The organism is Streptomyces sp. NPDC001406 (genome assembly GCF_042895285.1).
GTDB lineage: Bacteria > Actinomycetota > Actinomycetes > Streptomycetales > Streptomycetaceae > Streptomyces.
The window spans coordinates 189,502-210,176 of record NZ_JBIAWG010000004.1; the positions used below are offsets into that span (position 1 = coordinate 189,502).

A 20,675-nucleotide genomic window follows, 5' to 3' on the forward strand; every position below is an offset into this window, starting at 1 on the left:
CGTCATAGTCTACTCCCTACGGGATCTGGTCGGCGGCCCACCGGGCCCACTCCCGACGCATGGCGTTGAAGCGCAGGCCGTATTCCAGGGCGATCCGGCCGTAGACGGAGAGGTTGTCGTCGTCCCAGTCGATGTCCCGCGCCAGCTGGTCGAGCTCCGCGTAACTCTGCTCGGACAACTCGGTGAGCCCGGTCAGGTACGCGCGCGCCTGCTCCGGCTTGAGCACTCCGAGGAAGAAGACCCGCAGCAGCAGATCACTACGGGTGTTGCGCTGCGGCTTCGTCTCGGTCAGCCAGTGCCGCAGTTCGGCCAGGCCGCCCTCGGTGAGGGCGTACTCCTTGCGGCCGCGCGGCCCCTCGGCCGCCACCGTGATCAGTCCGGTGTCGGCCAGCTTGGTCAGCTCCGTGTAGATCTGGCTCTGTGTGGCCGGCCAGACGTTGGCCAGCGAGGTCTCGAACCGTTTCAGCAGGTCGTAACCGCTGGCGGGGCGCTCCGAGAGGAGACCGAGCAGTGCGTGTCTGAGGCTCATGCCTCCACTGTACCTCTCATATTCCAGTGTTGACATGTCGATGCTGGACATTCTACTTTTGACATGTCAAATGAGAAGCCCCGAAACGGAGAGACCATGTCCTACCTGCGTACGTTCCTGCCGTGGATCGTCTTCGCCGCACTCCCCTCGGGGGACTGGCAGTGGGCAGCACTGGCCGCACTGGTGGTCGCCGTGGCGCTCGTCGCCCAGCAGGTCAGGGCAGGCAGCGGATTCGACGCGCTGATCATCGAGTTGGGCTCGGCGGTCTTCTTCGCCGTACTGGCCGTCGTCGCCTTCGCCGATCCCCACTCCGGTGTGCACGACTACTCCGCGGCTCTCTCCTCGGGCACCCTCGCGGTGATCGCGGGCGTCTCGCTGGCCATCGGCAGGCCGTTCACCCTGGGCATCGCCAAGCGCACCACCCCGCCCGAGGTCTGGAAGCTCAAGCCGTTCATCCGCACCAACGTCGTCATCACCGCCGTATGGACCGCGGCCTTCGTCCTGACCGCCGTCGTCCTCGCCCTGGTGGCACATGCCGGAGATGCCCACTCCACCACCGCGACGGTCATCCAGATCGCGGGCTTCGCCGTCCCGATGGTGTTCACCATCCGCTACGTCTCCTACGTCCAGGCCAAGGCCGGGCAGGTGGCCCAGTGACGACCCCGCGCACGACTTCGGCCCGCACCCCACCCCCGGCGGCCCTGGCCCCGGCAATCTCGCCGCTGTGCGCGGCCACCACCAGAGCGATCACCAGCGGCACGGTCCACGTAAGGACATGAATCGAAGGGGGGTAGCTCGCAAGGGAGTAGCCGTCCCCTGACAGGAAGGCGACCGAAAGTGCCGCGAGCGGCAGACCGGCGGTGAGCCCCGCGAGCGTGCCCCTGAGCACGGGACGCACGAGCAGCCGCTGGGGTGCGACCGCCAACATGAGCGCTGCGCCGGCGCCCAGCACCACGCCTGCCGCCATGCTCGCAAGCGCGGCTACGACACCCCAATTGACGAGCGTGCGCACGGTCCCCCATCGGCCCCCGACCAGGAAGACGAAGGCGACGACCAGGCACCCGCCGGCGAGGATCCCCGCGGGCCATGCCCCGAGCCGCGCGCCCACGCGGACACCTCGTCCGACGACCGATCGGACCTCCATGCGTGGCCTCCCCTTGTCTTCCTCAAGCACCGCCCGGCTGCGCGGTGTCCGGCCCTTCGGCCATTCGATGAATTGTGCCCACCGGTTCGGGTGACAGGCTGCGTTTTCTTCGGTCCTCCCGCATATGCCGCCCCTGAACTGGGCCCTGCATCGAAGCGCGGGCGCCGGTCGGCGCCAGCAGGAGAAGGGATAACGGATGCGCGTACTGCGCGCTCTCATGGGGAGCACCCTCGCATGGCTGCTCCTGATGGTCGGCATCGCACCGGCCACGGCTCAAGCCGCCCAGCAGGGTGCGGTCGGCATCGCTCACTGCCCGACCGAGCACCGCGGCCGCGGGAACAACTCCGCGCCACCGGCGCTCCAGAAGTACTTCATGGACGACTGGCGGCTGGGACCGGCGGACCTTCCCCGCACGGGCGCCCTCGGCCAGATGCTGAAGGGCTATCACCGCACGGACGGGACGGACGCCTACTGGTTCCTCGGCTGCTACTGGCAGACGGATCCGCAGACGGAGAAGTCCGGCTGGTGGTACCCCGACAACAACGGCTTCGTCCTCCAGAACGGCAAGCCGGTCGAGCGTGATCTGACGCTCCGCGCAGGGCAGTTGCTCGACCTCTTCGGCAGCGGCTTCGGCCGCTTCCTCGCGCCCGCGGGCACGCCGTACGCCAAGCGCGCGATTCCGCCGAGCAACCTCGACACCTTCGACCCCGCCCACCCGTACAGCTATCACCTCTACCGGGTCCTCAAGTCGTTCACCGTCCACGCGGGCCCGATCAGGCCCTGGTTCGGCCAGCCCGGCCTGGGGCTCCAGTACCTCACGGACAAGCCGATCCCCCAGCTCGTCATGTCGAAGGACCTGGAAGAGCTGCCGGTAACCTGACTGCGGCAGACGCTGGGTGGTCTCGGGCAGCAGCGCCGGAGACCACCCGGGCGACCACGGACAGGACCGACCGACCTGATGGACAGAGCAGCACTCGTCGAAAGACTCCGCGAGGCGGGCGTTCCCGAGGCGTTCTACGAGATCGCCGGTGTCCCCGCCGTACCCGCCCGACCCGATGCCCATTACTTTCTGCGTCGTACGGCGGACAGTTGGTGCGTCGGCCTGAGCGAACGCTCCCAGGACAGTGTCGTACGGCGATTCGCCACCGAGGCCGACGCCTGCGCGTACCTCTACGACATGCTCACGCAGGCACTCGCTCCGCCGACCGGGAAGGCAGCGCCCCTGGAGGATCTGCTCGCGGACAGCGCGGAGATCCAGCGGCAGGCCTGGGAGGACTTCGGGCGCGCGGCACGGCACGAGGGCGACGAGGACGCCGGCTCCTGAGCTCACTGGAAAGGCGGAGCAGGGCTTGAAGGACAAGGGCGCGGATCCTGGAAGCGGTCCGCGTACGGGCTCGGGGCTGGACGAGCGGGCGCACGCGCGGCAACGGTGGGCGGCGCGGGCGTCGTTGACGTTCGCCGGGCTGGCCGTGATCGCACCGCTCGGCACCGCGTCCTCGGCCGGGGTGGTACTCGTGCTGGTCGGGGGACTGTCGATCGCCGTGAGCCTGGCGGCGCTGTGGTGGACGCTCACCCGGCGGGGTTGGCTCCGGGCCGCCGCGGGAGTGCTTGCGCTCGCCGCGCCCGCCGCCGCGATCGTGCTCTTCGCCGTGGCGCGGCTGCTGTGGCTGCCGGTCCTGTTGCTGGCCCTGTGGGGACTTGCCGTGTGGACCGGGAAGGTCGCGCTCAGCGGCACGCGGTCGCACGTCGTACGGGTCGTCGAGTACGAGACGCCGCCTCCGGCACAGCCGTATCTGATCATGAACCCGTGTTCCGGGGGCGGGAAGGTCGAGCGGTTCGGGCTGAAGGCGAAGGCCGAGGAACTCGGAGCCCGCGTGCATCTGCTCGGCACCGGCCGGACGGACGGACCCGAAGACGTCGTGGCGCTGGCCCGTGCCGCCCTCGCGGAAGGCGCCGATCTGCTCGGAGTCGCCGGCGGGGACGGGACGCAGGCGCGGGTCGCGGCCGTCGCCGCGGAGCACGACGTGCCGTTCCTGGTGATCTGCGCCGGGACCCGCAACCACTTCGCCATGGACCTCGGGCTCGATCGCGGCGACCCCTCGGCATGTCTGGACGCGCTCCGCGACGGGGTCGAGCTCCGGGTCGACCTCGGCTTCGCGGGCGAGCACCCCTTCGTGAACAACGCGTCCTTCGGGGCGTACGCCGCGGTCGTGCAGAGCCCCGCGTACCGGGACGACAAGGTGCGCACGACTCTGGATCTGCTGCCCGAACTGCTCACCCACGAGCGTGGGCCGCGGCTCACCGCGCGCGTCGCGGGCACCGGCGGCCCCGACATCGTCATCGACACGCCCCAAGCCGTCCTGGTCAGCAACAACCCCTACCGCATGGACGACGTGGCGGGCCTCGGCTATCGGGAGCGGATGGACCTGGGCGTGCTCGGGGTGCTCAGCGTCAAGGTGGAGAGCGCTGCCCACGCTGCCGGACTGCTGCGCGGACGGAATGCCGAGGGGCTCACCGCGGTCACCGCCCGGCAGGTCGTCGTCGACTGCGACAAAGGGGATGTCGAGGCCGGCGTGGACGGCGAGGCCCTGGTGCTGCCCGCACCGGTCGACTGCCGCATCCGACCCGGCGCCCTGCGGGTCCGGGTCCCCCGCACCAGGCCCGGCGTCCCCGCGGTCACACCGCCCCTGGAGTGGCGGCGGCTGCGCAAACTGGCGGCGACGGTGGGGCGGACGGCCCTCCCGAAGCGCCGGCAGAGCCGGTAGCGGCAAGCGCCTGCCTCTGCAAGGGCGAGTGCAGGTGCAAGTGGCTGCCGCTACAAGCCCTTTCCACCCGCGCACAAGTGAACCAACCGTCTCCAAACGGTAGTTGATCTATTCCTCGTCACATGGAATTCCCCGATTGGACGGGCGCGAAGAGGGTGCGCAGAAAGCGTTTGCCGCTAAGTTTTGGCATGCTCACACCCCGATCGGTCCACCCCCCGTAGGAGACACCCCCATGCGCAGACTCGTCGCCTGCCTGGCGGCCGCGGTCGCCGCCCTCGGCGGGCTCACGACAGCAGCCACGCCGGCCGCGGCTGCCGGCTCGGGCACGTTCAGCGTGCTCACGTACAACGTCGCCGGCCTTCCGGAATCCCTGTCCAGCGCATCGACACCGCGCGACACCAGCACGACGGAGATCGGCCGGCGCGTCGCACCGTACGACATCGTCAACGTCCAGGAGGACTTCAACTACCACGCGTACCTGTACTCCACCGACACCCACCCCTACCGCACCGCCACCAGCGGCGGCGCGGGCATCGGCAGTGGGCTCAACACCGTCTCCGACTACGCCTGGGACGGTGACGACTTCGAGCGCGTGAAGTGGAACTCCTGCCAGCTCGACTCCGGCGACTGTCTCACCCCGAAGGGCTTCTCCTTCATGCGTGAACGCCTCGCCGAGGGTGTGTACGTCGACTTCTACAACCTGCACACCAACGCGGGTACGAACGACGGCGACCTCGCCTCGCGCGCGGACAACCTGAACCAGATCACGTCGTTCATCCAGTCGCACTCGGCGGGCAACGCGGTCGTGGTCATGGGTGACACCAACACCCGCTACACCCGCACCGGCGACACCATCGCCGAGTTCGCCGCGGCCAACGGGCTGACCGACGCCTGGGTGCAGCTGATCCGCGGCGGCACACCGCCGGCCAAGGGCAGTGACGCGCTGGTCTGCGACCAGACGGGCGCCACCGTGCCGAACACCTGTGAGGTCGTGGACAAGGTCCTGTACCGCGGCAGCAGGCTCGTCACGCTGAACGCCACCTCGTACAACAACGAGCACGCCAAGTTCCTGACCTCCGACGGGCTCATGCTCTCGGACCACGACCCGATCACGGTCGGCTTCTCCTGGTCGCAGAACCCGGACTTCCAGCTCGGCGACCAGTTCGGCGGTCCGCACGGCGACTACTACCAGGACATCGACAAGGTCCCCGCCGGCGCCCGCGCCACCACCGTCGCGCTGCGCTCCGGGTCACGGGTCGACCAGGTCGGCATCACCCTGAGCAACGGCACCACGCTCACCCACGGCGGAACCGGCGGCACGGCATCGTCGCTGACACTGGGCAGCGGCGAATATGTGACGACCGCCTACCTCTGCGAAGGCGTGAAGGACAGTCGTACCCGGATCTTCTACGCCAGGTTCACCACCAACCTGGGCCGCACCCTCGCGGGCGGTACCACCACTTCGGACTGCGTGACCCGTACGGCACCGTCCGGCTGGCAGATCGCCGGCTTCCATGGACGTTCGGGCGACGAGCTCGACAAGGTCGGCTTCATCTACACCAAGCGCTGACACCAAGCGCTGACACCAAGCACATCCATCGGGCGCCGTCCCCATGACGGCCGGCCGGCCAAGCCCGTACACCTGTGGGACGGAAGCGACTCCAGGCGTACGGGCCACCGGCGGACCGGAGTTCCCCGGTCAAGACGACTTCGACGATCTGACCCAGCCCAGCGAGCGCTCGACGGCCCGCTTCCAGTCCGCGTACTCCCGCTCCCTGCGCTCGGGGTCCATGTCCGGCAGCCACTGGGCGGCCCGGTGCCAGTGGCGGCGCAGGACCTCCAGGTCCGACCAGTAACCGGCGGCGAGCCCGGCGGCGTAGGCAGCGCCGAGGGAGACCGTTTCGGCGACCATGGGTCGTACCACGGGCACGTCGAGCACATCGGCGACGAACTGCATGAGCAGGTTGTCCGCCGTCATCCCGCCGTCCACCTTGAGTTGCTTCAGGGGGACCGAGAAGTCGGCGTTCATCGCGTCGACGACCTCGCGGGTCTGCCAGCCGGTCGCCTCAAGGACGGCTCGGGCCAGGTGTCCCCTGGTGATGTACGAGGTGAGGCCGACGATGACACCGCGCGCGTCGCTGCGCCAGTGAGGTGCGAACAGACCGGAGAACGCGGGGACGATGTAGCAGCCGCCGTTGTCCTCGACCGTGCGCGCGAGGGTCTCGATCTCCGGCGCGCTGCTGATCAGGCCCAGACGGTCCCGGAACCACTGGACCAGTGAGCCGGTGACGGCGATCGAACCTTCCAAGGCGTAGACGGGGGCCTGGTCCCCGATCTTGTAACCCACGGTCGTGAGCAGCCCGTTGCGGGACCGCACGACATCGGTACCGGTGTTGAGCAGCAGAAAGCTGCCCGTGCCGTAGGTGCACTTCACCTCTCCCGGGGAGAAGCAGGTCTGGCCGAACAGGGCGGCCTGCTGGTCGCCGAGGGCCGCCGTGATGGGGACGCCCGGGAGCACCAGGCGGGCAGCGCCGTACCGTTCGGCGGACGACCGGATCTCGGGCAGCATCGTGCGGGGCACCCCGAAGAACTCCAGCAGCTCCTCGTCCCAGGTGAGCGTACGGATGTTCATCAGCATCGTGCGGCTGGCGTTGGTGGGGTCGGTGATGTGCAGGCCGCCGTCCGCTCCCCCGGTGAGGTTCCAGATGAGCCAGGTCTCCATCGTGCCGAAGAGCACCTCGCCGTCCCGGGCACGCTGTTCGAGCCCGTCAACGTGATCGAACAGCCAGCGCAGCCGCAGTGCGGAGAAGTAGGTCGAGGGCGGCAGACCGCAACGCTCCACGAAGAACTCCTCGCCGGGGCGCTGTCCCAGTTCCTCGACGAGCGGTGCCGTGCGGATGTCCTGCCAGACGATGGCCTTGTCCAGCGGGGCACCCGTGCGCCGGTCCCAGAGCACCGTCGTCTCCCGCTGGTTGGCGATACCGATCGAGGCGACGTCCTTCGCGCCCACCCCGGTGCCGGACAGGGCTTCGGGCACGATGCGCTGCAGATTGCGCCAGATCTCCAGGGCGTCGTGCTCGACCCATCCGGGCTTGGGGAAGTGCTGCTGGTGCTCACGCTGCGCGACTGTCACCAGCCGCCCCTGCTGGTCGAACAGAATGCATCGAGTGGAGGTGGTGCCCTGATCGATGGACATTACATACCGTTCAACCATGATCAGCTCTGCCTTCCGATGTGTCGAAGAGGCGGGTGGCTACCAGCGAGCTGCGCCCAGGTCTCTGGAGATCGCCCGTGCGGCCTCACGGAGCAGGGTGATCAGGTTCGGGAGGGGACGGCCCTGGCTGTCGCAGATCCGCTCGACCGGCCCGGACAGTCCGATGGCGCCCACGACAAGACCTCCGTGCCCTCGGATCGGTGAGGCGACGCCGGCCTCGCCCATGCTCATTTCCTGGACCTCGGCGGCCCACCCGAGTTCCCGGACCTCGGCGAGCGCCCGGGAGAGCTCCTCCGGGTCGACGATCGTGTGCCGTGTGTAGGTCTCCAGCCCGAATTCGAGAACCGCCTCCAGAGGGGCGGTCCCGAAGGCCAGCAGAACCTTGCCGAGCGAGGAGGCGTGCAGCGGCAGCAGTGCGCCCACGTCCAGGGTCTGGAGCGTGTCGTCCGGCCGGAAGACGTGGTGGACGACCAGGACCCTGCCCTCCAGGGGGGTGCCCAGGCGGACGGCCTCCCCGCTGCGGGCGGCCAGGGCGTCGGCCCAGTTGATGGAGCGCGACCGCAGCTCGTTGACGTCCAGGTAACTCGTGCCGAGATGCAGCAGCGCGGCCCCGAGCTGGTACTTTCCCGTCGCCGCGTCCTGCTCCACGAAGTCCACGTGCTGGAGCGTGCGCAGAATACCGTGGGCGGTGCCCTTCGCCAGCCCGAGCGAGGCCGCCACCTCGCCGAGCCCGAGCCGACGGGGCCCACCAGCGAGCAGGCGCAGAATTGCCGCCGCCCGTTCGATCGACTGGACTGGGCCGGCCATGAAACGAGCCTAATACGCCCGTGGAGGGACCGCCTTACGTGCAGGTCACCGGCTCAGCACCAGGTCAGAGCCACCGTTCGACAATGCCGACCACTGTTCATTGACCGGCTCCGCGCGCCTGCCTAACGTGCGGGAAAGCGCACTGAGCCCCGGCGACCCGCCGGCAGCGCTCACCGGAGGAGAGCACATGGCGGCACAGCTCGAAATCAGGCCTCGGGGGGTAGTCGAACACGTCTTTCCGTTGCCGCCCGTCGCCGGCGCCGTCTCGGCCATACGCCGGCGTGTGAGGGCGGTCCTGGCCGCCTGGAACGTGTCTCCGGAGATCGTCGAGGACACGATCCTGGTGGTGACTGAGCTGCTCACCAACGCACTCGTCCATGCTCTGCCGCCGGCGGAGCTGCGGCTGTCATGGGGCCTGCGTGACGAGCTCAGGACCCTGCGCGTGGAGGTGACCGACGCGGGACCCGTACTGGCTGCGGGGCAGTCGCCCGACGGAATCGACCCGGACGAGCACGGCCGGGGCAAGCAGATCGTCCACGCACTGTCCGCTCGGCACGGCGTGCGCATCCAGTGCGGTGGGGTCACCCGGTGGGCCGACCTGGTGGCGGTGTGAGCACGGTCCGGCCTACGCGGGGCCACTGCCTGCGACCGGATTGTCGAGGGCGACGCCCCGCCGGATGCGCGTCCGGACCGACCGCCTGATGCTGGTGATGTGACCAGGCAGTTTCGCGTCGTGGTCTCGCCGCCCTCACCGAGCGGAGGCCGCCGGGTGCGGGTGGACGGCGAGATCCTCGGGCTTGCGTACGGCGTTCCGGATGTCGCCGAGTTCCTGCGCCGGGCCGGGCTGGACATCGACCCGGACGAGGTCGCGCATTCACCGCTGATCGAATGGCGCGAGGTCGGGCCGGATCAGTGGGGCCCGCAGCAGAAGTGACGTGTCCCGGATGTTCAGAGATCGAGGTCGGCGGCGGCACCGTAGGCGTCCTGGGCCACTGGACGACACCGGCCGGTACCGGCGGCGGGATTCGAACCCGCGTTACCCGCTTGAGAGGCGAAGTAGCCGCTGCCTGCGCACCTGAACAAGGGAGACCGTAGCGTGGGCCGCCCCTGCGGGTCATCCGGTTTTCGGGAGGGGCCGGGACCCTGTTTCGGGGAGCGGCCGGTCCCCCGGTTCTGCCGCTCCGTCAGCGGGTCGCACGCTCGACAGTCCTGACCGAACGCGGTCGGCCATTTGGGCATATCGTCCTTGTATGAGCGGTGGCGGATCCCCCGACGACGCCCTGGCGACGGCGCTGGCCGACGTCGTCCGCCGCACCGGTGCCGCGAACGGTGGTGTGTTCCTGATCGAGGAGGCCGCCGCGATGCTGCGTCCGGTGGCACTGTGCGGGCTTCCCGTCGAATTCACCGCGCCATGGCAACGGCTCTCGCTGACCGCCCCCCCTCCCGGTCACCGACGCGATCCGGCGGAACGTGCTCGTGTGGGTCGGGAACCAGGACGAGATGGCGCGCCGATATCCCCGCACCGCCGCGGTCCTGCCCTACCCCTTCGCCCTCGCCGCGGCCCCACTGACCGGGGCACGCCGCTGCTGGGGCGCCATCGCGCTGATGCGGCCCGCCGACCACGCGCACGAGGCGACACCGCGCGACAGGTCCTGGCCCGCACCGACCGGCTACTGGTCGACCTGGACTCCGACCTGCTCGTCGCCTGCCTCTATGCCAAGTCGACCTCCGCCGCGGTGAACTGACCCTCGCCAATGCGGGTCACGTACCTCCCCTCCTGCGCCACACACCACGGCGGGCCCGCATCCTGGACTTCGAACCCGGGCCGCTCCTGGGCATCGACACACACGCCCGGTACCCCCTCACCGCCGCTCCCCTGCCCAGGGGTTCCCTCGTCGCGCTCCACACCGACGGCCTCATCGACGGCCTCGTCCCTTGCGCCTGGCCCACCGGCCAGTGCACGGACGATGTCACGGTGTTCCTGCTGCGCTCCAAGGGGCAGTCCTCCGTACCCTCTTGACCAGCCCTCGAAGTGGCTGGCTCTGCCGTCCCGTCGCACAAGGCGTCCCAGTCCGGCCGCCCGGGCCCGGGGCATCAGGGTCCAAGTGCCGTCCGGGCGGAGGAGGGCACTGGAGTGCCAGGGTGTGGTCCAGGCGTCGGGTGCGTCGAGGAGGCGGATACCGAACTTGGGGGCGCCGACCGGCTGGGGGTGGATCGACAGGCGTACGGCGTGGGGGTGGTGTTCGGCGAGCAGGTTGCCCCAGGCCCGGCTGCGCTGGATGACGCCGTACGCTCGTCGGCGGCAGGCGCGTTGGAGCGCCGAGCGGGTGCCCGGGTGGTCGGCGGTGTCCTCGACCAGGAAGCGGGTGATCCCCCGATAGAGCGCGAGGGCGTGCTCGTCGGTGCGGATCTCGCCGCGCAGGGCGTCCAGGGCGGGGGCGTAGCGCTCGTGGACATGGGCGCGCTTCGCGTCGGACGGGATGTCGCCGAGCACGTCGCGCAGGTCGAAGACGGAGAGTCTGTCCAGTCCCGACTCGGCGATGAGCAGGCGCAGTTCGTCGGCGTAGGCGTCGATGTGCGGGTCGGGGACGTTGATCAGGTCTCCGAAGACATGGCCGTCGGAGCAGATGATCACGCGGGCGCCGGGCGGGTGGATCCGCTCGATCTCGGTGCACAGGGTGTTCAGGAAGCCGAGGGAGAGGCGTTCCGCCTGGTCGGGGAGATGACCGAGCACCTTTGCCGGGTTCGGGGACTTGCAGGGGAAGCCGGGCAGGGTGAACACGACGGGGGCACCGTCGTGTACGAAGCGGGTGATCCGGCGCAGTTGGTGGGGGAACGCCTCCGCGGAGGCGGGGGCGTCGTCGGTCGTGCGGTGGTGTGGCAGGAGCAGGTCGAGGATCGCGATGCTGATGGCCGTGGTGCGGGTGTCGTCCGGCAGGGTCGTCAGGGGCATGCTGGTCTCCGGGTGGGATGCGGGCATGTCGGACATGGGTTGGCGTCGGCGCCGGGCCGGCGTCAGCGACGTCGGTCGTAGGCGACCGGCAGGTGGGTGGTGCCGCGGCCGAGGACGGCCGGGGTCCACTCGATGTCCTCGTCCCTGATGGCCAGGTGGAGTCCGGGCAGACGGGTGAGCAGAGTGCTCAGGGCGATCTGGAGTTCGGTGCGGGCGAGGGCGGCGCCGGGGCAGAAGTGGATTCCGTGGCCGAAGGCGAGATGGGGGTTGGGGCTGCGGTCGAGGTCGAGGGTGTCGGGCTCGGGGAAGCGGCGGGGGTCGCGGTTCGCCGCGCACAGGGAGACGATCACCGAGTCACCGGCCGGGACGCGGGTTCCGTGCAGGTCGCTGTCCTCGGCGAAGAAGCGCCAGGTGGTCAGCTCGAAGGCGCTGTCGTAGCGGAGGAGTTCCTCGACCGCGCGGGGCAGGAGGTCCGGCTCGTCCCGTAGCCGGGCCGACTGGTCGGGGTGCCGGAACAGGGCTGTCAGGGCCGTGGTGATCTGGTTGGTGACCGGTTCCTGTCCGGCCACGAGGAGCTGGAAGACCATCGAGTCCAGTTCCTCCGGGGAGAGTTCGCGGCGGTCGCGGGCCAGCACGAGACGGCCGAGCAGGTCGTCGTCCCCGTACTCCCGCTTGTGGGCGACGACTTCGGCGATATAGCTCTGCAGGCCGTGCAGCCGCGCCTCGTACCGCGGGCGTCCTGGGTCGGTGGGGCCGACCGGCTGGACGACCTTGCCCCAGTCGCGGTCGAAGCGAGCCGCGAGCTCGGGTGGGAGGCCGATGACCTCGGCCAGGACCTGGAAGGGGAAGGGGGCGGCGAAGCCGGTGACGAGATCGGCGGGTCCCTGTTCGGGCAGGGCGTCGACAAGCGCGTCGGCCAGTTCCTGGAAGCGGGGGCGGAGTTGCTCGATGCGGCGCGGGGTGAACGCGTCGGTGACGTAGCGCCGCATGCGGGTGTGTTTCGGCGGGTCCTGGTGGAGGAGATGGACCTGGAGCTGGGAGTGCTGCGGCTCCGGCATGATCGAGGCGCGGGCGCGCCAGCGGTCGTTGCCCCGGTCGTGGTTCTTGCCGAGGCGGTCGTCGTTCAGGGCGGCGTGCGCGGCGTCGTAACCGGTGACGAGCCAGGCCCGTACGCCGCTGGGGAAGAGGACGCGGTGGACCGGTCCGGCCTCGCGCATGCGCTGGTACAGGGGGTACGGGTCGGCCTTGTAGGGGCAGCCGGTCAGCGGGACGGGGTCGGGGAGCGTCTCCGGGGCCGCGGCCGGTGGGGGTTCTTCCTGGATGGTCATGCCGAGGCTCCTCAGAGGGCGAGTTCGGGCCGGTAGTGGTCCAGCCACAGGGCGAGGTCGACGACGCGTTCGAGGCGCAGACGGTGGCCCCACTCCAGTCGGTCGGGCGGGGTGTCGAGGCAGGGCTTGACGAGGGACTCGTCGGCCAGGGCACGCACCTGTTCGGTGGCCAGCGCGTCGCGGGCCATGTTCTGCAGGCCGCGGTTGTAGGCGGGGTGGTGGGTGGCCGGGTAGTGGTTCTTGGGGCGGTGCAGCACGGAGTCGGGGGCGAGTCCGGTGCCCGCCGCCCGGAGCAGGCTCTTCTCCCGGCCGTCGAAGCTCTTCAACGCCCAGGGGGTGGTGAAGGCGTACTCGACGAGGCGGTGGTCGCAGTAGGGGACGCGCACCTCAAGACCCTGCGCCATGCTCAACCGGTCCTTGCGGTGCAGGAGTTGACGCAGCCAGCGGGTCAGCGACAGGTGCTGCATCTCGCGCTGCCGGTGTTCGACGGGGTTCTCGTCGTCCAGGTGCGGTACGGCGGCCAGCGCGCTGCGGTACGTGTCCTTGCGGAACTCGCCGATGCGCAGGTCGAGTTCCGGGTTCAGGGGCATGGCGGCCTCGTCGCCCGTCACCAGCAGCCAGGGGAAGGCCGGGGCGGCGAGGGCCTTGGGGTTGTGGAACCAGGGGTAGCCGCCGAAGACCTCGTCGGCGGCCTCTCCGGACAGGGCGACGGTGGAGTGTCGCCGTATCTGGCCGAAGAGCAGATACAGCGAGGTGTCCATGTCGCCGACGCCGATCGGCGAGTCGCGGGCCACGACCACCGCCCTGCGATGTTCGGGATCGAGGAGCGCTCTCGGGTCCAGTACGACCGTGCTGTGGTCGGTTCCGATGAAGGCGCCCGCCTCGGTGGCGTACGGGGTGTCGTGACCGGTGCGCAGCACGTCACCCGTGAAGCGTTCGGCCTGGTCGCTGTAGTCGACGGCGTACGAGCGGATGCGGGCGTCCGGACCTTCGCGCAGCCGGAGTTCGCCGGCGAGCAGGGCGGTCAGGACAGTGGAGTCGATGCCGCCGGACAGCAGGCTGCACAGCGGGACGTCGGCCTCCAGTTGGCTGCGGGCCGCGGCGCCCACCAGTTCGCGGATCCGCTCCACCGTCGCGTCCTGGTCGTCGTCGTGCGTTCCCGCCGTCAACTGCCAGTAGCGGCGCTCGCGGATGCCGTCGCGGTCCAGCACGAGCACGCCACCCGGTTCGACCTCCCGCACCCCGGACCACACCGTGGGCCCGGTGTTGAACAGCAGGCTGTACGCCTCGCGCAGCCCGTCGGCATCCACCTCGGGCCTGATCTCGGGGTGGGCGAACAGGGCCTTGGGCTCGGAGGCGAAGGCCAGGCCGCCGTCGACGGCCGCCCAGAACAAGGGCTTGACGCCGAGCCGGTCGCGCACCAGCACCAGCCGCTGGGCACACGCGTCCCAGACCGCGAGGGCGAACATGCCCTCCAGGTGGTCGGCGACGTCCTCGCCCCACTCGGCGTACGCCCGCAGCACCACCTCGGTGTCGCTGCGGGTGTCGAAGCGATGCCCTCTGCCGCGCAGTTCGGCCCGCAACGCGTGGTGGTTGTAGACCTCGCCGCTGTAACTGAGCACGGCCGTCGGCCGGTCGGGCCGGTCGGTCATCGGCTGCACCCCGCCGGCCAGGTCGATGACGGCCAGGCGGCGGTGCCCGATCGCGGCGTGCTCACCGAGCCAGACGCCGCCCGCGTCGGGGCCGCGGGGTGTGAGGGTGGCGGTCATGGCCTCGATGACCGGGGCGCGGGTGCGGGCGTCGTGATGGAAGGACACCCAGCCGGTGATTCCGCACATGGGACGACTCCGGGGTCAGGGACGGGCGGCGGGGCGCCGCGTCGGTGGATCGGACCGCTCGTCGGTCAAGGACGAGCGGCGGGTGCCGTGTCCGTGGTCGTGCCCGGTGCCGGGGCACGCCGTCGTCCGGGCACGGCGAGCAGGGGTACGGCGAGACAGGCGGCCGTGGCGGCCAGGGCGAGCCCGGTGTGTACGCCCTTGTCGGGCCCGGTGAGTCCCCATACGGCCGTGGCGAGCGCGGGGCCGAGGGTGAAACCGAGACTGCGGGCGAGTTGCGCGGTGGATCCGACGCTCGCCGTGCGGTCCGGCGGGGCGGCACCCATGACCAGGGCCTGGGTCGGGCCGCCGTTGAGGCCCATCCCTACGCCGGCCAGGGCCAGCCGCCAGGCCACCTGCCACGGCGACCAGTCGTCTCCCAGCGGGACGAGCAGGAGCAGGCCGGCCGTGGTGAGCACGGCGCCCGTGACCGCGACCGGGCGCGCCCCGTACCGGTCGGCCAGCCGCCCGCCGAGCGGCCCGGCCAGCCCCATGCCGAGCGGGAAGGCGAGGACGGTCAGCCCGGTCGTCGTGGCGCTCACTCCGTCGTCGCGCTGGAGGTGCAGGGCGACGACGTAGTGCATCGCGGCGAACCCGGCCGCCAGGGCCAGCACCGCCCCGTGCGCCCGCAGCAGGCCGGCCGTCCGCAGCACCCCGGCCACCGGGCGGCCGCCCGGTCCTCGCGCCCACCACCACAGCGGCGGGACGGCCGCGATGGCGAGCGGCAGCCGGGACGGACCGTCCGATGCCGAGGTCAGCGCCAGCAACAGCACCGCCACACCGGTGGCCACCAGCAGCGCGTCCAGCAGTGACCGGCGGTCGGGCAGCCGCAGCCGGCCGTCGCCCGGCATCGCCCTCCGGGTCACAACGAGGGCGAGCACACAGAACGGGACCTTGACCAGGAAGACGGCATGCCAGCCCCAGTGGTCCAGCAGCAGGCCGCCGACGGCCGGTCCGGTCACTGCCCCGAGCGGACCCAGCGTCGCGGGCACGCTCATCGCCCGTCCGCGCGACTGCGGCCGTACGGAACGGACGGCCAGGACCGGCATCAGCACGAACAACACCGCACCGAAGACGCCCTGCGCCAGGCGGGCCGCGATCAGCCAGGCCACCCAGGGCGCGGCGGCCGCGAGCACACTGCACACTCCGAAACCGGCCGTCGCGAACAGCACGGCGGAACGCAGCCCGACGCCGTCCAGCCACCGCCCCGCAGGCAACAGCAGGGCGACGACGGGGAGTTGATAGGCAAGCACGGCCCACTGAGCGGTCGCGGCGGGGATGTGGAAGCTGTCCGCGAGGTCCGCGAGGGCCACGTTGACGATGTTCATGTCCAGCATCGCCACGAACGCCAGCACGCCCGCCACGGCGACCAGCAGCCAGCGGTCCTCATCCTTGCGAAGTGTCATGGGTCAGCCGCCGATTCGTGTGCGCCCTGTTGGTGACCGCGCCGCCCGGGACGGTTCCGCGTCGGCCGACGCCCGGTGGTCGAAGGCGATCAGCGGGTCACCGGTGAGCGGGTGGTCGACGACGGCCGCGCTGACGCCGAACACCTCGGCCATCAGCGCGGGCGTGAGGACGTCGCGCGGTGGACCGGAGGCGACCACCTGCCCGGCGTGCAGCACGTGCAGGCGGTCGCAGACGGACGCTGCCGCGTTCAGATCGTGCAGCGACACCAGGGTCGTACGGCGGTGAGCCCGCAGCAGGGCGAGCAGTTCCACCTGGTGGCGGATGTCGAGGTGGTTGGTCGGCTCGTCCAGGACCAGAACGTCCGGGTTCTGCGCGAACGCACGGGCCAGCAGGACACGTTGGCGTTCCCCGCCGGACAGGTCCGTGAACCGGCGTCCGGCCTGTTCGCTCATGCCGACGTCCGCCAGGGCACGGGCGACGATGTCCCGGTCGGCGGCGTCCTCCGCGGCGAAGGCCCGTTTGTAGGGCGTACGGCCCATGGCGACGACCTCGTGCACGGTCAGCTCGAAATCGCCCCCTCGCTCCTGCGGAAGCGCGGCCACGTGCCGCGCCGACCGGACCGGGGTCAGCTCGCGCAGATCCGTGCCGGAGAGCAGGACCCGTCCGGCCGTCGGCTTCACATGCCGGTAGACGGTGCGCAGGAGCGTGGACTTGCCGCTTCCGTTCGGGCCGACGAGTCCCGTGATCTCGCCCTCGGCCGCCACCAGATGGGCCCCCGCCACGACCGTGCGGCCGGCGTAGGCGACGTGCAGGTCCTCGATGTCGATTCTCAACTGCCGCTCCCGAGGCGCCGATCCAGCAGATACAGCAGGGCCGGAGCCCCGATCAGCGAGGTGACCACACCGACCGGGAGCTCCTGGGTGTCCATGACTGTGCGGCAGACGATGTCCACCACGACCAGCAGCAGCGCTCCGAACAGGGCGGACACGGGCAGCAGTCGGCGATGGTCACCGCCGACGACGAGCCGGCAGGCGTGCGGCACCATCAGGGCGACGAACGCGATCGCACCCGACACCGCGACGAGTACGCCGGTCAACACGCTGGTGATCGTGAACAGTTCGCGGCGCAGCCGGGTGGCGTCCACACCGAGCCCGGCCGCCGTCTCGTCGCCCATGGTCAGGGCGTTGAGAGCCCGGGCGCGTGCCTGCAGCCACAGCAGGGTGACGGGCACGGCTGCCGCGGGAGCCGCCAGCAGCGGCCAACTCGCCCCGCTGAGGCTGCCCATCAGCCAGAACAGCACGCTGTGGGTCTGCTGCTCGTCCCCGGTCTGCAGCACGAGATAGCTGGTGAAGCCGGACAGGAACTGGCCCACCGCGATACCGGCCAGCACCAGTCTCAGCGGTGCGAATCCTCCGCCACGCCGGGCCACGGCCCACACGAGTGCGAAGGTGGCCAGCGCACCGGCGAAGGCCGCACCGGACAGCCCGAGGCCCAGGGCCCCGCCCGCGCCGACGCCGAGCACGATCGCGGCGACGGCGCCGAGTGAGGCGCCGTTGGAGATGCCCAGGAAGTACGGGTCGGCGAGCGGGTTGCGCACCAGTGCCTGCATGGCCGTACCCACGAGTCCGAGGCCGGCGCCGACGAGCGCGGCCAACAGGGCGCGGGGCAGCCGTAGTTGCCACACGATGAGGTCGTCCGTGCCGGGGCGTGGCGCGTCGCCGGACAGCCGTCGCCACACCGCGCTCCAGACCTCGCCGGGCGGGATGGAGGTCGAGCCACGGCCCACCGCCACGGTCAGCGCCACGAGCAGCGCGATCCCGAGCGCCAGGGCGAGCGGCGCGGCGGGCAGGCCGCGCGCCTCACGTTTCCCGGCCGACGCCCGGCGCCGGGACGGGGAGAGTGCGGACAGCACGGCTAGCCGACCTTGCCCGGATGGAGGGTCTTGGCGATGGCCTCGACCGTGTCGGCGTTCTCGACCCCCGCGATGGTGGTCGGTTCGGAGCCGATGCGCAGGAAGTGGCCTTCCCGCACCGCCTTCAGACCCGTGGTGGCGGTGTTGGACCTGAGCCAGTGCTCGGCCTCGTCGAACGCCTTCTCGTTCGCCGCCGCGCTGCCCCTGTTGCGCACCCCGAGCTGGATCCAGTCGGGGTTCTTGGCGATCACGTCCTCCCAGCCGACCTGCTTGTAGTCGCCGTCGCAGTCGGCGAAGACGTTGCGGGCACCGGCCAAGGTGATCACGGCGTTGGCGATCTGGCGGTTGCAGACGACGGTGGGCTGCTTGGTACCGGCGTCGTAGTCGAAGAAGAAGTACGTCGGCCGCTTGCTCTCGGCCGTGCCGCCGACCGCCTTCTGGACGGCGTCCACCTTCTTCTTCATCCCGGCGACGATCTCCTTGGCCCGTGCACGGGTTCCGGTGACGGCGCCGAGGGAGGTGATGTCGGCCTCCACCGCGGAGAAATCGGTCACCGGGTCCTTGCTCTGCGCGGCGCAGGCGGTGGATTTCAGGTAGATGTGCTTGATCCCGGCCGCCTTGAACTCCGCCGCCGTCGGCGCGTCCCCCATGCCGCCGCCCATGCTCCCCATGGAGGCGAAGGTGTCGATGTACAGGTCGGCACCCGAGCCGAGCAGTTTCTCCTTCGGGATCACGCTCCGGCTGAGTACCTTCACGTTCCTGGCCTGCGCGTCCAGGGCGCCGGGCAGGGTGCCCCTGCCGGGCGGGAAACCGGTGCCGATCACCTTGTCACCGGCACCGAGGCGGAGCAGCAGCTCCAGGCTGGAGGCGTTGCTCGTGACGATCCTCGCCGGTGCGGCGGAGAAGGTGGTCCTCGCACCCGCGCAGTCGGTGACGGAGACCGGGTAGGCGCTGGAGCCGGCCTTTCCGGCGTTCGCGTCCGCCGTCTCCTTCCCCTTCCCCGCACCTCCGCACCCCGCCGCCAGCAGGCCGCCGAATACGACGGCCGCCGTACCGGCCCACACACGAGAACGCATTGAAAATCTCCAGGATCTACTCGGTACACGGGGCGAATTTCCGTCACCCGGTCCAGTAGTCGGGACGAACGCGTCGTGAGTTCCCGCCGGTTGGCAGTCCGTCTCGAATGACTCGAATGATTCGCTGTCGGTGGCGCATGGGCGCTGACGAGGGGTCGGCTCCGGCTGTCACCGGGACCGGCCCCTCGCAGCAGCCGGCTCAGGCGGCCGCGACAGCAGGTTTGTCCGTCTCGTCCAGCAGATCCATCAGGGTCGCCCGGGCACGGGCCACGCGCGAGCGGACCGTGCCGACCGGGCAGTCGCTGACCTCGGCCGCCTCCGCGTAGGGCAGGCCCACCAGTTGGGTCAGGACGAACGCGTCCCGTCGCTCGTCCGGCAACGACGCCAGCAGATCGAGCAGGGCTATGCCGTCGTCGAAGCCGGGCAGGTTCTGCGGCTGGGCGAGTTCCACGGCCACTTGCCAGTCCGGTACGTCGGACAGGCGCGGCCTGGCTGCGGCGTACCGATAGCTGTCGATCACGGCGCGGCGCGCGATGGAGAGCAGCCAGGCGCGCGCCGAGGAGCGGCCCTCGAAGCGGTGCAGGCTGCCGAGAGCCCGCAGAAACGTGTCCTGCGCCAGGTCGTCGACCGCCTGGGGGTCGGCGCAGAGGTGGGCGACATAGCGATGGACGTCGCGGTGCAGGGCGCGGACGAAGTGCTCGACGGCGTCCGTGTCTCCGCCTCGTGCGGCGAGCGCCCATGCGGTGGTCGACTCGTCGAGCGCTCCGGTGTTGTCGCCTTTGCGGCGCGAGGTGGGCAGGGCAGGGATGGTCACCTGGTGTCCTTCTCGGTCATCCGTGATCCGGACCGATGGCGCGCGCACGCGCGAACGGTCCGGTGAGTGGGGAGACGGCCTACGCCGCTTGCGCGCCGGGGCGCTTGTGCGTGCGTACGGCCGTGACCCGAGGCGCGACTGCGCGACCTCGGGTGATCCAGCTGTCCTCAGACGACAGCGGTCCCCACGGGCGGGCCCCGAGAAGTGATCGAGTCGGCCAGAAGGAGGCGCCGCGGCGTGCGGTCCGAGCAGCGGCGCGGCACACGGAGCCGCGGCCGGTCCGGGGTGACGGGCAGGCCAAGCAGCAGCCGCAGGGGCGCCGCCAGCCGGCCGGCCACGGCCCTCAGGATGCGGAACGCGGCCTTCTCGCCGTAGGCCAGCCACAGCCCGCACAGCACCGCGGCGAGCAGGTGGGCGGCGAGCATGCCGAGGGACGACGAGTCTGCGCCCGTCGAGTGGCCCATGTGGGGCGCGTTCATGTGGTTTGCGCCCATGTGGGGCGCGGCCATGTGTCCCGAGCCCATGTGTCCCATATCCATGGAGCCCATGTCCATGGAGTCCATGGCGCTCATGTCCGTGGAGGACGGGCCGTCCACTGCCGACTGGGCGAGTGAGAACGCCTCGTGCAGCAGCGTCTGGGCGGCGACCACAACGGTCACGATCAACAGCAGGCCGCGCTCACGGCCCGCCAGACACCAGCCCGCGCCACCGGTCACCGCCGCCCCACCGGCCAGCGTCCAGCCGGGCACGTCGGACCCGGACATCAGCACGTGGCCCAGGGCGGCGAGCAGCACGCACACGGCCGCGAACACCGCGGCCCGTATCGTGCGAGAACACCACCCTGCTGTCATG

Annotated in this window: 20 protein-coding genes and 1 pseudogene; 9 read left to right on the forward strand and 12 right to left on the reverse strand. The window is 70.7% G+C overall.

The features are described 5' to 3' along the window. Positions 1–16: 16 nt before the first annotated feature. Positions 17–529: a PadR family transcriptional regulator gene (locus tag ACFY1J_RS11165; protein ID WP_390706081.1), complete on the reverse strand. Its 513-nt coding sequence runs from the start codon at positions 527–529 to the stop codon at positions 17–19. Positions 530–625: 96 nt separating this feature from the next. On the opposite strand from ACFY1J_RS11165, the gene ACFY1J_RS11170 reads away from it, so the two are divergent. The 5 genes from ACFY1J_RS11170 to ACFY1J_RS11190 all read left to right on the forward strand — a co-directional run bounded on the left by ACFY1J_RS11170 (position 626) and on the right by ACFY1J_RS11190 (position 6,008). Further along, a complete protein-coding gene (locus tag ACFY1J_RS11170) occupies positions 626–1,186 on the forward strand; it encodes a hypothetical protein (protein WP_390706080.1) in 561 nt (186 codons plus the stop codon). A 683-nt stretch (positions 1,187–1,869) separates the two neighbouring features. Further along, the gene (locus tag ACFY1J_RS11175) at positions 1,870–2,553 is read left to right on the forward strand and encodes a TNT domain-containing protein (RefSeq protein WP_390706079.1); all 684 of its coding nucleotides are present in this window, start codon (positions 1,870–1,872) and stop codon (positions 2,551–2,553) included. Positions 2,554–2,631: 78 nt separating this feature from the next. Continuing rightward, positions 2,632–2,997, forward strand: a complete 366-nt coding sequence (locus ACFY1J_RS11180; RefSeq protein ID WP_390706078.1) for a hypothetical protein — start codon at positions 2,632–2,634, stop codon at positions 2,995–2,997. 25 nt (positions 2,998–3,022) lie between these two features. Then, a complete protein-coding gene (locus tag ACFY1J_RS11185; protein ID WP_390706077.1) occupies positions 3,023–4,438 on the forward strand; it encodes a diacylglycerol/lipid kinase family protein in 1,416 nt (471 codons plus the stop codon). A gap of 232 nt (positions 4,439–4,670) precedes the next feature. Beyond that, positions 4,671–6,008: a jacalin-like lectin gene (locus tag ACFY1J_RS11190; RefSeq protein ID WP_390706076.1), complete on the forward strand. Its 1,338-nt coding sequence runs from the start codon at positions 4,671–4,673 to the stop codon at positions 6,006–6,008. Between the two features lie 129 nt (positions 6,009–6,137). Here the strand turns inward: ACFY1J_RS11190 and glpK are convergent, their stop codons facing one another. Both glpK and ACFY1J_RS11200 read right to left on the reverse strand, forming a co-directional pair. Beyond that, entirely contained in the window at positions 6,138–7,652 is a 1,515-nt protein-coding gene (gene glpK, locus ACFY1J_RS11195) for a glycerol kinase GlpK (RefSeq protein WP_390706075.1), read from the reverse strand. Between the two features lie 39 nt (positions 7,653–7,691). Next, positions 7,692–8,459, reverse strand: coding sequence for an IclR family transcriptional regulator (locus ACFY1J_RS11200; protein WP_363297915.1), 768 nt, complete (start codon positions 8,457–8,459; stop codon positions 7,692–7,694). Between the two features lie 187 nt (positions 8,460–8,646). Here ACFY1J_RS11200 and ACFY1J_RS11205 point away from each other — a divergent pair, with 187 nt between their 5' ends. The 4 genes from ACFY1J_RS11205 (at position 8,647) to ACFY1J_RS11220 (ending at position 10,479) form a co-directional block, all read left to right on the forward strand. After that, the gene (locus ACFY1J_RS11205; protein ID WP_390706074.1) at positions 8,647–9,072 is read left to right on the forward strand and encodes an ATP-binding protein; all 426 of its coding nucleotides are present in this window, start codon (positions 8,647–8,649) and stop codon (positions 9,070–9,072) included. 99 nt (positions 9,073–9,171) lie between these two features. Next, the gene (locus ACFY1J_RS11210; RefSeq protein WP_390706073.1) at positions 9,172–9,393 is read left to right on the forward strand and encodes a hypothetical protein; all 222 of its coding nucleotides are present in this window, start codon (positions 9,172–9,174) and stop codon (positions 9,391–9,393) included. A 316-nt stretch (positions 9,394–9,709) separates the two neighbouring features. Further along, the gene (locus ACFY1J_RS11215; RefSeq protein ID WP_390706072.1) at positions 9,710–10,204 is read left to right on the forward strand and encodes a hypothetical protein; all 495 of its coding nucleotides are present in this window, start codon (positions 9,710–9,712) and stop codon (positions 10,202–10,204) included. Further along, entirely contained in the window at positions 10,201–10,479 is a 279-nt protein-coding gene (locus tag ACFY1J_RS11220; RefSeq protein WP_390731222.1) for a SpoIIE family protein phosphatase, read from the forward strand. The genes ACFY1J_RS11215 and ACFY1J_RS11220 overlap by 4 nt, the downstream gene beginning before the upstream one ends. A 6-nt stretch (positions 10,480–10,485) precedes the next feature. Here the strand turns inward: ACFY1J_RS11220 and ACFY1J_RS11225 are convergent. The 9 genes and pseudogenes from ACFY1J_RS11225 to ACFY1J_RS11265 all read right to left on the reverse strand — a co-directional run. Next, a pseudogene (locus tag ACFY1J_RS11225) lies at positions 10,486–11,412 on the reverse strand (L-tyrosine/L-tryptophan isonitrile synthase family protein); the annotation flags it as partial. A gap of 62 nt (positions 11,413–11,474) precedes the next feature. Then, positions 11,475–12,740: a cytochrome P450 gene (locus ACFY1J_RS11230; protein ID WP_390706071.1), complete on the reverse strand. Its 1,266-nt coding sequence runs from the start codon at positions 12,738–12,740 to the stop codon at positions 11,475–11,477. An 11-nt stretch (positions 12,741–12,751) separates the two neighbouring features. Continuing rightward, on the reverse strand, positions 12,752–14,578 hold the full coding sequence (asnB, locus tag ACFY1J_RS11235) for an asparagine synthase (glutamine-hydrolyzing) (RefSeq protein ID WP_390731095.1): 1,827 nt from the start codon (positions 14,576–14,578) through the stop codon (positions 12,752–12,754). 65 nt (positions 14,579–14,643) lie between these two features. Beyond that, positions 14,644–16,020, reverse strand: coding sequence for an MFS transporter (locus ACFY1J_RS11240; RefSeq protein ID WP_390731096.1), 1,377 nt, complete (start codon positions 16,018–16,020; stop codon positions 14,644–14,646). Positions 16,021–16,023: 3 nt separating this feature from the next. Beyond that, the gene (locus tag ACFY1J_RS11245) at positions 16,024–16,854 is read right to left on the reverse strand and encodes an ABC transporter ATP-binding protein (protein ID WP_390731097.1); all 831 of its coding nucleotides are present in this window, start codon (positions 16,852–16,854) and stop codon (positions 16,024–16,026) included. Then, positions 16,851–17,933 carry a FecCD family ABC transporter permease gene (locus ACFY1J_RS11250; protein ID WP_390731098.1) on the reverse strand — a complete coding sequence of 361 codons (1,083 nt, stop codon included), beginning with the start codon at positions 17,931–17,933 and terminating at the stop codon, positions 16,851–16,853. Before ACFY1J_RS11250 ends, ACFY1J_RS11245 begins: the two co-directional genes overlap by 4 nt. A gap of 2 nt (positions 17,934–17,935) precedes the next feature. Further along, positions 17,936–19,009 (reverse strand): ABC transporter substrate-binding protein, encoded by a 1,074-nt coding sequence (locus tag ACFY1J_RS11255; RefSeq protein ID WP_390731099.1) that lies wholly within the window; start codon positions 19,007–19,009, stop codon positions 17,936–17,938. A gap of 199 nt (positions 19,010–19,208) precedes the next feature. Beyond that, a complete protein-coding gene (locus ACFY1J_RS11260; protein WP_390731100.1) occupies positions 19,209–19,823 on the reverse strand; it encodes a sigma-70 family RNA polymerase sigma factor in 615 nt (204 codons plus the stop codon). A gap of 167 nt (positions 19,824–19,990) precedes the next feature. Then, positions 19,991–20,674: a hypothetical protein gene (locus ACFY1J_RS11265; protein ID WP_390731101.1), complete on the reverse strand. Its 684-nt coding sequence runs from the start codon at positions 20,672–20,674 to the stop codon at positions 19,991–19,993. Between the last annotated feature and the right edge of the window lies 1 nt (position 20,675).

Bases quoted from the DNA above. Each gene is read 5' to 3' on its own strand.
- ACFY1J_RS11165 (WP_390706081.1), bottom strand. From the start codon at position 529: ATGAGCCTCAGACACGCACTGCTCGGTCTCCTCTCGGAGCGCCCCGCC.
- ACFY1J_RS11170 (WP_390706080.1), top strand. From the start codon at position 626: ATGTCCTACCTGCGTACGTTCCTGCCGTGGATCGTCTTCGCCGCACTC.
- ACFY1J_RS11175 (WP_390706079.1), top strand. From the start codon at position 1,870: ATGCGCGTACTGCGCGCTCTCATGGGGAGCACCCTCGCATGGCTGCTC.
- ACFY1J_RS11180 (WP_390706078.1), top strand. From the start codon at position 2,632: ATGGACAGAGCAGCACTCGTCGAAAGACTCCGCGAGGCGGGCGTTCCC.
- ACFY1J_RS11190 (WP_390706076.1), top strand. From the start codon at position 4,671: ATGCGCAGACTCGTCGCCTGCCTGGCGGCCGCGGTCGCCGCCCTCGGC.
- glpK (WP_390706075.1), bottom strand. From the start codon at position 7,652: ATGGTTGAACGGTATGTAATGTCCATCGATCAGGGCACCACCTCCACT.
- ACFY1J_RS11200 (WP_363297915.1), bottom strand. From the start codon at position 8,459: ATGGCCGGCCCAGTCCAGTCGATCGAACGGGCGGCGGCAATTCTGCGC.
- ACFY1J_RS11205 (WP_390706074.1), top strand. From the start codon at position 8,647: ATGGCGGCACAGCTCGAAATCAGGCCTCGGGGGGTAGTCGAACACGTC.
- ACFY1J_RS11215 (WP_390706072.1), top strand. From the start codon at position 9,710: ATGAGCGGTGGCGGATCCCCCGACGACGCCCTGGCGACGGCGCTGGCC.
- ACFY1J_RS11230 (WP_390706071.1), bottom strand. From the start codon at position 12,740: ATGACCATCCAGGAAGAACCCCCACCGGCCGCGGCCCCGGAGACGCTC.
- asnB (WP_390731095.1), bottom strand. From the start codon at position 14,578: ATGTGCGGAATCACCGGCTGGGTGTCCTTCCATCACGACGCCCGCACC.
- ACFY1J_RS11240 (WP_390731096.1), bottom strand. From the start codon at position 16,020: ATGACACTTCGCAAGGATGAGGACCGCTGGCTGCTGGTCGCCGTGGCG.
- ACFY1J_RS11255 (WP_390731099.1), bottom strand. From the start codon at position 19,009: ATGCGTTCTCGTGTGTGGGCCGGTACGGCGGCCGTCGTATTCGGCGGC.
- ACFY1J_RS11265 (WP_390731101.1), bottom strand. From the start codon at position 20,674: ATGACAGCAGGGTGGTGTTCTCGCACGATACGGGCCGCGGTGTTCGCG.